Here is a 12,958-nt window from a genome sequence, read left to right on the forward strand (position 1 = left end):
TGCCCGCATCGAGGAAGGTTCCGCATGAACCGCACGCGCACCAATCGCACATACGACCGCTTCCAAGGAAGCGCCGCCGGGGGCCGCTCCGGCGCCCCGCGCCGCTCCAACGGTCACGGAAACCGACATCCGGCGCGGGGCGAGTTCGCCCTGCCGAAGACGGACACGCCCGCGTTGCCCGCCGTCGAGTCGTTCGCCGATCTCTCCATGCCGGCCCCGTTGCTGGCCACGCTCGGGCATGAAGGCGTGACCGTCCCGTTCCCGATCCAGGCGGCGACCCTGCCGAACTCCCTGGCCGGCCGTGACGTACTCGGTCGCGGCCGCACCGGCTCGGGCAAGACCCTCGCCTTCGGCCTCGCGGCACTGGCCCGTACGGCGGGCCGGCGCGCCGAGCCGCGCCGGCCGCTGGCCCTGATCCTCGTCCCCACCCGTGAGCTGGCCCAGCAGGTCACCGACGCGCTCGCCCCCTATGCCCGCTCGGTGAGCCTGCGGCTCGCCACCGTCGTCGGTGGAATGTCCATCGGCAGGCAGGCCGGTGCGCTGCGTGCCGGCGCGGAGGTGGTCGTCGCGACGCCCGGTCGGCTCAAGGACCTCATCGACCGGGGCGACTGCCGGCTCGTCGACGTCGGCATCACGGTGCTCGACGAGGCCGACCAGATGACCGACATGGGCTTCATGCCCCAGGTCACCGCCCTGCTCGACCAGGTGCGCCCCGAGGGCCAGCGGATGTTGTTCTCGGCCACTTTGGACCGCAACGTCGACCTGCTGGTACGCCGTTACCTGACCGACCCGGTGGTTCACTCCGTCGACCCGTCGGCCGGTGCCGTCACCACGATGGAGCACCACGTGCTCCACGTGCACGAGTCGGACAAGCACCGCACGACCACCGAGATCGCGGCCCGGGACGGCCGGGTCATCATGTTCCTGGACACCAAGCACGCCGTGGACCGGCTGACCAAGCACCTGCTGAACAGTGGTGTCCGCGCCGCGGCCCTGCACGGTGGCCGGTCCCAGCCGCAGCGCACCCGGACGCTGGCGCAGTTCAAGGACGGTCACGTCACCGTCCTGGTGGCCACCAACGTCGCGGCCCGCGGCATCCACGTCGACAGCCTCGACCTGGTCGTCAACGTGGATCCGCCCAGCGACCACAAGGACTATCTGCACCGTGGCGGCCGTACGGCCCGCGCCGGGGAGTCCGGCAGCGTGGTCACCTTGGTGACCCCCGGCCAGCGCCGCGGCATGAACCGGCTGATGGCCTCGGCCGGCATCACCCCGCACGTCACCCCGGTCCGCTCGGGCGAGGCGGAGCTGAGCCGCATCACAGGCGCCCAGGCGCCCTCCGGGTCCCCTGTGGTCATCACCGCGCCTGTCGTGGAACGCACCCGCCGCGCGCCTTCGCCGTCCCGGGACCGTCGAGGCCGCACCGGCCAGGGCCGACCCGTCGGCGCGAGGGTGCGCCGCAGCGCACAGCGGCGGCCCGGGAACGACTCGGCCGCTTAGGCCGGCGCAGTCCTCTTGGCATCCCGGGGCCCTGAGGGCCACCAAGTCGACCATCCCTCACCGAAGGAGACACTCTTGACGCCAGCGCGGACGACGTACCGTATGCCGGACCCCGCTCCCGTGACCGCGATTGAGGACATCGAACGGCACGGGCCTCGGATTTGTGACGACATGACCGTCGAGGTGGCTCTGGCCGTCATGGCGGGTGCCCGGGTCGAGTACCTGACCGTGTGCGACGGCGACGACCAGAGCACCGGTTTGATCACCCAGGTCCGGCTCGCCGTTCTCCGCGACAGTTCCGCGTACACGGACCGGATCCGGCTGCGGGACATCCTCGACGGACCGCTGCCCTCGCCCGGCGTCCGCTCCGGCGGCGTGGGTGAGTACGGCCGGGTTCCGGGCGTACCCGCCCTCGCGTGCTGATCCGTCTCACCCGGGGCGGCCCGTTCTCCCTCCACCCGCGACTTCTCCCCTGTGAGGCATCATGCGCTGTGTCATCGCCCGGTACCCGTTCGACCTGACCAGGACCGGGGTGCTGGCCTCGATGAAGGGCGTCAGGCCCGAGCTCGTCACGGGCGTGTCCGTGACCATCGGCCGCCGCCGCTACCCCGTCAAGCAGGTGGGCCAGGTCATCACCCGCCAGGACCCGCGTGACTTCACCGCCGGTGAGGTCACGCGGGCGCTGACGCGCCTCGGCTTCACCTGCCACGACCGCCCCGAGGCCGCGCCCGTGGGTGTGGGTGGACCCACTCTCCTCCAAACCGCGTCCGCACTGCTCGGCGGCGCCGACCCTGTGGCCGTGTGAGGACGGGCGGAGAGGCCGCCCTCATGATCCTCGGTGGGGGCCCTGTCGACTCGCGTCGGCAGGGCCCCCACCGCTGTGTCGCCGTCCGATCGGAAACCGCCGGCGGCGGGCAACGGGGCGGAGACAGCGCCTCACCGGTCGAAGCGGATGAGGTCTCCTACGGTCCATGCGCTGACGTCCTTGATCGCGACTCGGTACATGCCGCCCGTCTCCGGGATCCCGAGGCTGCCCTGCAGGATCCGGGCGAGATGGAAGTGCAGATGCGTGGGCGCCTCCCCGCCACCGGGCCGGTTCCCTCGCGGACCGGGGGCGAAGACGTCCGAGAACGGGCCGAGACGGTCCGAGTCCTTCAGGACCTCCGCCACCCGCTCCCTCCACACGGCCTCGGGAGCCAGCCGGCCGGTGATGACGGCACCGCCGACGACCACGGTCAGCGACATCTGATTGCTTCGCTCGGACTCCACAGCGGCGGAGATGGCGACGAGCAGCTCATCAGGGTTCGACATGACAGCAGAGTTTATTCGGCCCACCCGCCCCGGCACCGCCCGAGGGGCATGAAGCGGTCGCGCGGACGACGGGAAGCGACTCCCGACCGAACGGTGAGGGCCGGCCACGGCAGGTCTCTTCCTCCACCGGAAGGATGAAATCTACTTTTGCCAGAGTAGACATTGCTCCCTGTCATGGATACGATTTATCTCGTAGACATGGTCGACAAGATCCGCCAGACACGAACTGGCGGGTGGCTGAACACGAAGTACGCAGGTCAGTGCGGCTCTCGAGCCTCGAAGCCACAGCGTTCCCAGAACGGTGACGGAGCTGAGAGCCGCACTGGGCGGCTCGTACGTGGAGGAGCTGCCGCAGCAGTACCAGTTCGTCCAGTGGTCGGTACACGAGAGGAACGGAGGAGTAGACGCCATCAGGATCGCCCGGCCCGAGAAGCGCTCGGCCCGGGTACCGCAAGACCCCGGATTGGATGGTGGTCCCCGGTCACGCAACTGCGATCCCCCGCTCCGCCCTGCCGGGGCCGGATAGCGGAAACAGAAGGTCGGCGCAGCAATAGGGCCGACAGATGGTGTTGAATTTCCTTCGGGGCCCTGGTGCCGTACGGCACCAGGGCCCTCGACGCGTTGCACAGCGAGGTGACATGACATCGGACAACCCACTGAATGATCGTCTGGACGACGACGACTACCCCGCATACAGCATGGGTCGGGCAGCCGAGATGCTCGGCACCACCCCGGCCTTCCTCCGAGCCATCGGTGAGGCTCGCCTGATCACTCCGCTCCGCTCGGAGGGGGGCCATCGCCGGTACTCCCGCTACCAACTGCGGATCGCGGCCCGCGCCCGCGAACTCGTCGACAAGGGGACTCCGATCGAGGCCGCGTGCCGCATCGTCATCCTCGAGGACCAGCTCGAGGAAGCGCAGCGCATCAACGCCGAGCACCGCCGTGCCGCCAGCGAGTCGGCGGGCAGTTCCGGCTCCGGCTGATCACCCGCGCGACCGTGTCCGGAACGCCGGAGTACCGAGCGAGCGCGTGGCAGGGGCGCAGTCCGCCGGAAGGGCTGTGTACGTGCCAGGGCTCCCCGGGCCGGTCGGCAAAGACCGCGGCGGCCGAGCGCGGAGCCCGTCCCACAAGCACTTCGGCCGGCGTCCTCGGGCGGCGTGCCCACAGGAGCGGACAATGAGGGACACCGGCGGTCCCGGCGAGCCGAGCAACGGCGCAGGCGCACCCCGTCGTCATCGTCGCAGCACGAGCCGAACCGCGGCTTCCTGCGCGCCCTGCACGGTCTCGCCCGCGCCGCCCAGGCGATCGGCGAGCAGGAGGAGTACGAGCGCTGCAGCCAGTTCCTGAAGGACTCCTCGCCGACGGCGGCCCAGACCCTGGGCTAGCCCCGGAACCCGGCCCGCGGCCGGGCGGGTGCAGGTCCGCCTGGTGTGACCAGGCGGACCTTGCGGTTTCGGGGCACGATTGTGGAGGATGCCCGGTGGGGACCGGGGCCCCCGTGTCGGTAACGGCAGGGGCGGACCGCTACCCGGAGCACATTGCAGGAGACAGCGATGTCCCATCAGGCTCAGCCCGTCGAGGCCACGGAGCCCGAGACCCCGCATCTCGACTTCCAGGGAACGACTCCGTACGAGGACTACGTCCAGGCGGACGTCCTGACCCACCTTCAGCACACCCTCTCCGACGACCCCGGAGAGATGGTCTTCCTGGTGACGACCCAGGTCATGGAGCTGTGGTTCACCGTCATCGTCCACGAGTGGGAGACCGCTGCGAACGCGCTGCGCGAGGACCGGGTGCCGGTCGCGGTCGCCGCGCTGAAGCGGTCCGTACGGGAGCTGGAGGCGCTGAACGCGTCCTGGCGCCCGCTCTCCCAGCTCACCCCCGCCCAGTTCAACGCGTACCGCTCCGCCCTCGGCGAGGGTTCCGGCTTCCAGTCCGCGATGTACCGCCGGATGGAGTTCCTGCTCGGCGAGAAGTCCGCGTCCATGCTGGTCCCGCACCGGGGTGCGCCGCGCGTCCACGCCGAGCTGGAGAAGGCCCTGCACGAGCCGAGCCTGTACGACGAGGTCCTGCGGCTGCTCGCCCGGCGCGGGCACGCCGTCCCGGCATCCGTGCTGCAGCGTGACGTGTCCCTCCGCTACGAGCCGTCCCGCGACGTCGAGGCCGTGTGGACGGCCCTGTACGCCGGCCCCGAGGACGACGAACTCGCCCGCCTCGGCGAGGCGCTGACCGACGTCGCGGAACTGGTCTGGCGCTGGCGCAACGACCATCTCGTCGCCACCCGCCGCGCGATGGGCGCGAAGGCCGGCACGGGCGGCTCCGCCGGCGTGGCCTGGCTGGAGAAGCGCGCCCAGAAGAACGTGTTCCCCGAGCTGTGGACGGCGAGGTCCCATGTCTGAGCCGCGCGGCAACGCCGTGCAGTCCGAGCCGAGCGCACGAGCCGCGCAGCTGGACGCGGCCGACGAACTCGCCGGACTGCGCAAGAGGTTCGTGCTCGACGACGCGGTCTACCTCGACGGGAACTCGCTCGGCGCGCTGCCGGCCGACGTCCCCGCCCGCGTCGACGACGTCGTCCGCCGCCAGTGGGGCGAACTCCGCATCCGTTCCTGGGAGGAGAGCGGCTGGTGGACGGCGCCGGAACGCATCGGCGACCGTATCGCGCCGCTCGTCGGGGCGGCCCCGGGCCAGATCGTGGTCGGGGACTCCACGAGCGTCAACGTCTTCAAGGCCCTGGTCGGAGCCGTCCGGCTGGCGGGCGACGGCCGCGACGAGATCGTCGTCGACGCGACCACCTTCCCCACCGACGGCTACATCGCCGCGTCCGCCGCCCGACTGACGGGCTGCGAGCTGCGCCCCGTGGAACCCGCCGAGGTGCCCGGCGCGCTGGGCCCGCGCACGGCGGCCGTCCTCCTCAACCACGTCGACTACCGCACCGGCCGGCTGCACGACCTGCCCTCCCTCACCGCCGCGATCCACGACGCGGGGGCGCTCGCGGTCTGGGACCTGTGCCACAGCGCGGGCGCCCTGCCCGTCGGCCTGGACGCCCACGGGGTGGACCTGGCAGTCGGCTGCACGTACAAGTACCTGAACGGCGGGCCCGGTTCACCGGCCTACCTGTACGTCGCCGCCGCCCATCAGGACCGCTTCGACTCGCCGCTGCCCGGCTGGAACTCCCACGCCGAACCCTTCGGCATGAGCCCGACGTTCGCCCCCGCCCCGGGCGCGCTGCGCGGCCGGGTCGGCACCCCCGACATCCTGTCGATGCTCGCCCTGGAGGCCGCGCTCGACGTGTGGGACGGCGTCTCCGTCGACTCCGTCCGCGCCAAGTCGCTGGCCCTCACGGACTTCTTCCTCGACTGCGTCTCGCAGTACGTCCCCGAGGGCCGGGTCGAGTCCCTCACCCCGCCCGCCCACGCCGAACGCGGCAGCCAGGTCGCCCTGCGCTGCGCCGACGCGGGCACCGTGATGAAGTCCCTCATCGAGCAGGGCGTGATCGGAGACTTCCGCCACCCCGACGTCCTCCGCTTCGGCTTCACCCCCCTGTACGTGGGCTTCGCCGACGTGGAGAGGGCGGCACGGGTACTGGGGCGGACGCTTGGGGCGTAGGGCCGTTTCGGCTGGTCGGCTTGAGGGCTGGACGGCAGGTTCCGGCCCGTCCGGCGTGTGAGGACGAGGCCGTCCAGGCCGTTTCCCGTGGTCCGGCCGGCGGGCTCGTCGTGTGGGGGCCTGGGCGGCAGGTTTCAGCCCGTCCGGCGCTTGCGGACGAGGCCGTCCAGGCCGATCGGGGGTCTGGGGGCGAAGTCCCCAGGTGTACGGGCCGGGCAGGGGCGGAGGGGGCGAACACCCCGCTCCGACCCCCCGCCCGACGACACCGCCCCGCCGAAGGCCCACCCCGTGAAGGGCGCCCCCGGCGAGCAGCTCCGGCCCCCGCCCGACGACCCCGCCCACGCTGCCGAAGGCCCACCTCGCGAAGGTCGCCCCCGGCGAGCCGCACAGGCCCCCGGGCGCCCCGCGACACCCCCGGCCCGCCCGCACAACCCTCACCGAGCGTGACAACCCCGTGTCGACGCACGTCACCGGCCTGATACCGTCCCCGCCAACGGCCGAATACTCCCCTGGTCCGCCAAAACCGTTTCACCCTTGAGAGGTTGGAGCATGCAGGACGACGCCGGCGCCGAGCGCGAGTCAGCCGCCCAGCGCGACGCAGCGGAAGAGGCGTCAGCCTTCTCGCACCCGCCCGTGGACCCCGACATCACCGTCGCGTACGGCGACCACCCCGACCAGGTGATCGACTTCTACACCCCGCGCGAGCCCGACCCGTCGGTCCCCGCCCCCCTCGTGGTCGTCCTGCACGGCGGCGCCTGGCGAGCCCCGTACGACCGCCGCCACATCACCCCGTTCGCGGACTTCCTGGCCCGCCGCGGCTTCGCCGTGGCGAACGTCGAGTACCGGCGGGGCGCCGCGATCCCCGCGCAGGGCGGTCCGGCGGACGCGGGCCCCGGCGGACCGGGCCCGGGGCAAGGCCCGGTGGCGGGCCGCTGGCCGGACACCTTCGACGACGTGGCGGCCGCACTCGACGCCCTGCCCGCCTTGGCCCGCGAGGCGCTCCCGCAGGCCGACCTCCGGCGCACGGTGGTCACGGGCCACTCGGCGGGCGGCCACCTGGCGCTGTGGGCCGCCGCCCGCCACGTCCTGCCGACCGACGCGCCCTGGCTTACCGACGGGCCGGCCCCGCTGCGCGGTGTCGTCGCACTCGCGCCGATCGCGGACTTCCAGGTGGCGGAGAAGCTCGACGTCTGCGGTGGAGCCTCCCGCCAACTCCTCGGGGGAGAAGCGAAATTCGCCGAACGGCTGCCCTACGCCGACCCGGTGCAGCTGATGCCCACCGGCATCGCCACCACCCTCGTCCAAGGGCGTGCCGACATCGTCGTGCCGCAGGCGGTCGCCGAGTCGTACGCCGACGCGGCGGCCAGGGCGGGCGAGGTGGTGGGCCTGACGCTCCTGGAGGACGTCGGCCACTTCCCCCTGATCGACCCGGCCGCGGACGCCTGCGCGGTGGTGGCGGAGGAGATCGCCCAACTGGCCTGGTGAGCCAGCCGCGTGCGGGCCCGCCCCGGCGGCCCGCACGGCACGACTGGCGTCACGCGCCTCACATGTGACGCTCCATCATGGACAGTTGGTGCCGCCCCCGGTCATACCCGTAATACCTGAGAGCTACCTCCCAGGTGAGCTCCCCAGCGGGACGCCGACGACACGTCACGATCCGTAACTTCCCCTTCGAGGACGCCCGACGCACGGGCTCCCCGAAGGGAAGGACACCATGGGATTCCGGGCGAGGCGGAGCAGGACGGGACGATCACCGGACGCGCGCCCTCAGCCTGCCCGGCGGGGAGCCCCACGTTCCCCGCTTGCCGTTCCCCCGGACGGGAAGCCGCCCTCTGACGCCTCGTCGGACACGGAGCTGCTGATCACCGGCCTGCCGGACACGAAGCCACCGTTCGCCCTCCCGTCGACGGCAGAGCCACCCCTCACGCACCGACTCCGACTCCTACTCCGACTCCGACGACGCCTGCGTCGCACCCTCCTCGCCGCACTGGTGACGGGCGCCGTAGTCGTCCCCGTGTCCGCCGCCTCCCGCCCGCGGATCCCCGCCCCGGAGCCTGCGGACGTGGCACCTCTGACGCCGGCGACGCTGGGCAGGGCGTACGAGGCGAACCGCGCCAACGCCGCGGAGGCGGCCCGCATGGCCGCGGGACACGGCGATCGCAGCCGCGCCGCCGCGGACCGCGCCATGGCCGCACGCTCGCGCCACTTGCTCTCGTTCGACGGACGGGGGCCCGGGCAGGCGGTCGAGGTCTTCGGCGACCTGGCCCGCGCCGACCGGGTGGCGGTCCTGGTCCCGGGCTCCGACACCACCCTGGAGACGTACGACCGCTTCCGCGCCGGAGCGCGCGCCCTGCACCGTGCCCTCGGCCCGCGCACGGCCGTCGTGGCCTGGTTGGGCTACGAGACCCCGGGCACGGTGAGCACGACGGTGCTGACGACGGCCCGGGCCGAGGGGGCGGCCCCGCGCCTGCGCGGCTTCGTCCGCGAACTGCGCGGCGTCGTCGGTGAGTCGACGCACGTGTCCCTGCTGTGCCACTCGTACGGCACGGTGGTCTGCGGCAGCGCGGCCAGGGGCACGGACGTGGACGAGCTGGTCCTCCTCGGCAGCCCGGGCACCGGCGTCGACTCGGCGGCCCGGCTGCGCACGTCGGCACGCGTATGGGCGGCCCGGGGCGCGGACGACTGGGTCGCGCACGTCCCGCACACGCGGGCCCATTTCTTCGGCACGACCGTCGGCTTCGGCAGAGACCCGATGAACCCGGCCTTCGGCGCCCACGTCTTCGCCGCGGGCTGCGGCGGGCACAGCGACTACTTCAAGCCGGGCTCGGCGTCCCTGGACAACCTCGCCCGCATCGTCCTCGGTGACACCTCGGAGGTGACCCGTGCGTGAGCCGAACCTGCGCGATGCCCACGGCCGGAAGGGCACACGACCGGACGACCGCGGCGAGCGCGGCGCGGCGACGGAACTCCGAGGAGCTTCGGAAAGCCAGGAGACGACAGGCGGACCGGGGACGCCGGGGACACCGGGCGCGTGGGGCAGGATCGTCCGGACACGACGGGTGGCGGCGGACGCCCTGCGGGGCGGTGTCCGCCGCATCGACGAGGCGACCCCGGTGGATCGGGACCGCGCCGTCGACGCCCTGCGGGCCCTGGCGGTCCTCGGCGTCGTGCTCGGCCACTGGCTGGTGACGGCCCTCGTCGAGGACGGCGGGGCGCTGCACGCGGCGAGCCCGTTGCAGTACATGCCGTGGCTGGCCCCGATCTCCTGGGTCTTCCAGACGCTCGCCGTGTTCTTCCTGGTGGGCGGGCATGTGGCGACGAAGAGTCATGCGTCGGCGAGGGCGCGGGGCATGTCGTACGGGCGGTGGCTGCGGGCCCGGCTGGGACGTCTGTTCAGGCCGGTGGCCGCGGTGCTGAGCCTCTGGGCGGTGGCCACGGCGTGCCTGCTCGCCGCGGGCACGGACTACGGCACCGTCCACACCCTGGTGAAACTGGCCCTGTCGCCACTGTGGTTCCTGCTGGTCTTCGCCGGGCTGACCGCGGCGACACCCTTGGTGACGAGGATCAACCCGTTGTGGCCGCTGGCCGTCGTTCTCCACGTGGACCTCATTCGCTTCGGCCTGGGCGGCCCCTCGTGGCTCGGCTGGGTGAACGTGGCAGCGGGCTGGCTGGTGCCGTACACCTTGGGCGCGGCCTGGACGCGCGGTGAACTGGACCGACGGCGGGCGGGCCTGCTGCTGTTCGCCGGAGGCGCCGCGGCGACGGCGGCGCTCGTGGCGTGGGCGGGCTGTCCGGCGTCGATGGTCGGTGTGCCGGGCGCCGCGGTCTCGAACCTGAATCCGCCGACGCTCGCGGTGGTCACCTTCGGCCTGGCCCAGTGCGGCCTCGCGCTGCTGCTGCGTGAGCCGCTGCGCCGGGCGATGCGACGCCCCGCGGCCTGGGCGGTGACAGCCTTCGTCAACCTCTCCGCGATGACGATATTCCTCTGGCACCAGACGTCGATGATGGCGGTCACCGCTCTGGGGCTGCGCGCGGGGCGGCTGGCCGGCCTGCACACCGCGCCCGACGGGCCGGGCTGGGTCGCGGCCCGGCTGGCCTGGCTGCCCGTGTTCCTGCTCGCGCTGACCGTCTGCTGGTCCGCCTTCCGCGTCCACGAGCAGGGGCCGCGCCGTCGGACCGGCAGACCGTCCCGGATCGTGCGGGCCCACGGTCTCGGTCAGGGGGGAGCGAAGGGAAGGCCTCATGCCTAGGGTTGACCAGATGACGAGCGAGGAGCACCGGGCCGTGGCCGACGACCCCGCCGTGCCTGCTCCACCCCGCCTCGGGGACCCGGCGAAGCCGTCCGGCACCGATACCGATCCTCCTGCCGGACGCGCCCGGTCACGCCGCCTGCTCGGCACGGGAGTTGTCCTGCGTTCGGTCCTGGCCGACCTCGCCTCGCCGGCGGCCGCCCCGCTGCCCCCGCTGTCGAGACCGAGGTGGCTGCGCCTGCTGCCGCATGTCGTGGTGTGCTGGCTCGCTTTCGGGCTGGCGTTCGCGGCGTCGGCCGAGCTGAACGAAAGCTATGGACTGGGTCTCGCGCTGAGCGCGGTGACCGGTGCCGCGCAGGGTGCGGCGATGGCCCTCGCCCTGTGGCGGCCCGTACCGGCCCTGTGGCTGTCGCTGGGCGCCACCGTGCTGGCCGCCACGGCCGTCAGGTCGCACATGGTGATGAGCTTCCCGGGCCCGCGGCCGGACTGGCCGTGGAGCGCACTGGCGATCATCACGCACGCCTTCGTGCTCTTCCTCCTCGCCCTGCGGGTGTCCGCGCGCGTCGCAGTCGGCGCGCTGTCCGTGACCGTCCTGGTGACCTACTTCCTGCAAGGGCTGGTCGGTGGCACGGTCTACCGGTCGACCGGGGTACTGGCAGTCGTCGTCTTCGCCGCGGTCGTCCTGCTCGGTACCGCGTTGCGGGGCCGCCGCGAGGCCCGTACCCAGCTGGTCGAACAGGCTTCGCTGACCGCGGAGGAACGGGCCCGGCGCACCCTCCTGGAGGAGCGCAACCGCATCGCACGCGAACTGCACGACGTCGTCGCCCACCACATGTCCGTGATCTCCATCCAGGCCCAGGTCGCGCCTCATCTCGTCGAGAACCCCACCGACGAGCTGAGGGAGAACCTGGAGGGCATCCGGCAGAACGCGCTAGAGGCCCTGACCGAACTGCGCCGCGTCCTCGGTGTGCTGCGTTCGGAGAACCCCGAGGACCCGTACGGTCTCGGCGCGGGCTCGGGCGCGGCGCCCGACTCCCCGCAGCCGACGCTGGACCGTCTCGACGCCCTCGTGGAGAACACGCGCGCCGCGGGACTGGTCGTGACGACGGAGATCACCGGCGAGCAGCTTCCCCTCGCGCCGGGCGTGGAGCTGTCGGCGTACCGGATCGTCCAGGAGGCGCTGAGCAACGCCCTGCGGCACGCGCCCGGTTCAGCGGTCCATGTCGAGCTGTGGCACTTCCCGCGCGGCCTCCAGGTGCGTGTCGTCAACTCGCGTCCCGCGCGCCCGGCACCACCCTCTCCCGGTGCCGGGCACGGCCTGCTGGGCATGCGGGAGCGGGCCGCGATGCTCGGTGGCACCCTCGTGACCTCGGAGACGGCGTGCGGCGGCTTCGCGGTGGCGGCGTTCCTGCCGCGCCACGGCGTCGCCGTCCCGCTCGACGACCCCACCGCCCCTGAGGGAGAAGAGACTTCATGACGACCGCGAGCGGCACCATTCGCGTATTGATCGCCGACGACCAGCAGATGGTCCGGCAGGGCTTCACCGTGCTGCTCAACACCCAGCCGGACATCGAGGTGGTGGGCCAGGCGGTCGACGGCCTCGACGCGATCGCCAAGGTCTCCGAACTCGCGCCCGACGTCGTCCTGATGGACATCCGCATGCCCGAGCTGGGCGGCATCGACGCCACCCGCCGCATCACCGACGACACGCCCCGGATCAAGGTGCTGGTGCTCACCACCTTCGACCTCGACGAGTACGTGTACGACGCCCTGCGCGCCGGCGCCTCCGGGTTCCTGCTCAAGGACGCCTCCGCCGACCAGCTGGCCGAGGCGGTACGCGTGGTCGCGGCGGGCGACGCGCTGCTCGCGCCGGGCATCACCCGCCGCCTCATCGCCGAGTTCTCCCGCCTGCACGCCGCACCGCGGTCCCCGCTGAAGCAGCGCGTGGGCGAGCTGACCGAGCGTGAGACCGAGGTACTGGCCCACATCGCCCAGGGCCTGTCGAACGCGGAGATCGCCGATCGCCTGGTCGTGGCCGAACAGACCGTCAAGACCCACGTCGGCCGCATCCTGGTCAAACTGGGCCTGCGCGACCGCACCCAGGCAGCAGTCTTCGCCTACGAATCGGGCCTGGTCCGCCCCTCGGGCTACCGGAATTCTTTCGCAGTGCATTGGCCTTCAGGCCGGTGGTGAAGTGAATCTGATGGTGGCGACGCGGGGCGTCGCGGATTCAGGTCCGGCGGAGCCGGACACCGCAGTTCCTCGTCTGCGGTGCGGCGCGTCGCGCGGGC

General features: G+C 72.5%; 12 protein-coding genes and 1 pseudogene. 12 read left to right on the forward strand and 1 reads right to left on the reverse strand.

All coding sequences use genetic code 11. The annotated features are described in order from the left end of the window. The first annotated feature begins 24 nt into the window (after window positions 1–24). The 3 genes from ACZ4IF_RS11725 (at window position 25) to ACZ4IF_RS11735 (ending at window position 2,305) form a co-directional block, all read left to right on the forward strand. Window positions 25–1,500: a DEAD/DEAH box helicase gene (locus ACZ4IF_RS11725; protein ID WP_028799213.1), complete on the forward strand. Its 1,476-nt coding sequence runs from the start codon at window positions 25–27 to the stop codon at window positions 1,498–1,500. A 102-nt stretch (window positions 1,501–1,602) separates the two neighbouring features. Further along, entirely contained in the window at window positions 1,603–1,923 is a 321-nt protein-coding gene (locus ACZ4IF_RS11730) for a CBS domain-containing protein (protein WP_467561793.1), read from the forward strand. Between the two features lie 61 nt (window positions 1,924–1,984). After that, window positions 1,985–2,305, forward strand: coding sequence for an SCO5918 family protein (locus ACZ4IF_RS11735; RefSeq protein WP_028799211.1), 321 nt, complete (start codon window positions 1,985–1,987; stop codon window positions 2,303–2,305). A gap of 131 nt (window positions 2,306–2,436) precedes the next feature. On the opposite strand, the gene ACZ4IF_RS11740 is transcribed toward ACZ4IF_RS11735, so the two are convergent. Further along, on the reverse strand, window positions 2,437–2,811 hold the full coding sequence (locus ACZ4IF_RS11740) for a hypothetical protein (protein ID WP_467561755.1): 375 nt from the start codon (window positions 2,809–2,811) through the stop codon (window positions 2,437–2,439). A 638-nt stretch (window positions 2,812–3,449) separates the two neighbouring features. On the opposite strand from ACZ4IF_RS11740, the gene ACZ4IF_RS11745 reads away from it, so the two are divergent. From ACZ4IF_RS11745 to ACZ4IF_RS11785, 9 genes and pseudogenes are all read left to right on the forward strand, one after another. Continuing rightward, a complete protein-coding gene (locus tag ACZ4IF_RS11745) occupies window positions 3,450–3,794 on the forward strand; it encodes a helix-turn-helix domain-containing protein (protein WP_028799209.1) in 345 nt (114 codons plus the stop codon). Between the two features lie 258 nt (window positions 3,795–4,052). Beyond that, window positions 4,053–4,196: pseudogene (locus tag ACZ4IF_RS11750) on the forward strand (DUF3151 family protein); the annotation flags it as partial. Between the two features lie 168 nt (window positions 4,197–4,364). Continuing rightward, window positions 4,365–5,210 (forward strand): tryptophan 2,3-dioxygenase family protein, encoded by an 846-nt coding sequence (locus ACZ4IF_RS11755; RefSeq protein WP_028799208.1) that lies wholly within the window; start codon window positions 4,365–4,367, stop codon window positions 5,208–5,210. Further along, entirely contained in the window at window positions 5,203–6,417 is a 1,215-nt protein-coding gene (gene kynU, locus ACZ4IF_RS11760; RefSeq protein ID WP_467561757.1) for a kynureninase, read from the forward strand. Before ACZ4IF_RS11755 ends, kynU begins: the two co-directional genes overlap by 8 nt. A 549-nt stretch (window positions 6,418–6,966) precedes the next feature. Continuing rightward, entirely contained in the window at window positions 6,967–7,902 is a 936-nt protein-coding gene (locus ACZ4IF_RS11765) for an alpha/beta hydrolase (protein ID WP_467561759.1), read from the forward strand. Between the two features lie 478 nt (window positions 7,903–8,380). After that, complete coding sequence (locus tag ACZ4IF_RS11770; RefSeq protein WP_467561795.1) at window positions 8,381–9,307, forward strand: alpha/beta hydrolase; 927 nt, start codon at window positions 8,381–8,383, stop codon at window positions 9,305–9,307. A 151-nt stretch (window positions 9,308–9,458) separates the two neighbouring features. Next, entirely contained in the window at window positions 9,459–10,667 is a 1,209-nt protein-coding gene (locus tag ACZ4IF_RS11775; RefSeq protein WP_467561797.1) for an acyltransferase family protein, read from the forward strand. Window positions 10,668–10,677: 10 nt separating this feature from the next. Beyond that, window positions 10,678–12,144: a sensor histidine kinase gene (locus ACZ4IF_RS11780; RefSeq protein ID WP_359489324.1), complete on the forward strand. Its 1,467-nt coding sequence runs from the start codon at window positions 10,678–10,680 to the stop codon at window positions 12,142–12,144. After that, window positions 12,141–12,860: a response regulator gene (locus ACZ4IF_RS11785; protein WP_467561761.1), complete on the forward strand. Its 720-nt coding sequence runs from the start codon at window positions 12,141–12,143 to the stop codon at window positions 12,858–12,860. The genes ACZ4IF_RS11780 and ACZ4IF_RS11785 overlap by 4 nt, the downstream gene beginning before the upstream one ends. Window positions 12,861–12,958 lie beyond the last annotated feature (98 nt).

The sequence above is a fragment of the Streptomyces sp. NPDC025784 genome (assembly GCF_055558435.1).

Excerpts from the sequence above, each read along its gene's own strand:
- ACZ4IF_RS11725 (WP_028799213.1), top strand. The coding sequence starts at position 25 with ATGAACCGCACGCGCACCAATCGCACATACGACCGCTTCCAAGGAAGC.
- ACZ4IF_RS11730 (WP_467561793.1), top strand. The coding sequence starts at position 1,603 with ATGCCGGACCCCGCTCCCGTGACCGCGATTGAGGACATCGAACGGCAC.
- ACZ4IF_RS11735 (WP_028799211.1), top strand. The coding sequence starts at position 1,985 with ATGCGCTGTGTCATCGCCCGGTACCCGTTCGACCTGACCAGGACCGGG.
- ACZ4IF_RS11740 (WP_467561755.1), bottom strand. The coding sequence starts at position 2,811 with ATGTCGAACCCTGATGAGCTGCTCGTCGCCATCTCCGCCGCTGTGGAG.
- ACZ4IF_RS11745 (WP_028799209.1), top strand. The coding sequence starts at position 3,450 with ATGACATCGGACAACCCACTGAATGATCGTCTGGACGACGACGACTAC.
- ACZ4IF_RS11755 (WP_028799208.1), top strand. The coding sequence starts at position 4,365 with ATGTCCCATCAGGCTCAGCCCGTCGAGGCCACGGAGCCCGAGACCCCG.
- kynU (WP_467561757.1), top strand. The coding sequence starts at position 5,203 with ATGTCTGAGCCGCGCGGCAACGCCGTGCAGTCCGAGCCGAGCGCACGA.
- ACZ4IF_RS11765 (WP_467561759.1), top strand. The coding sequence starts at position 6,967 with ATGCAGGACGACGCCGGCGCCGAGCGCGAGTCAGCCGCCCAGCGCGAC.
- ACZ4IF_RS11780 (WP_359489324.1), top strand. The coding sequence starts at position 10,678 with ATGACGAGCGAGGAGCACCGGGCCGTGGCCGACGACCCCGCCGTGCCT.
- ACZ4IF_RS11785 (WP_467561761.1), top strand. The coding sequence starts at position 12,141 with ATGACGACCGCGAGCGGCACCATTCGCGTATTGATCGCCGACGACCAG.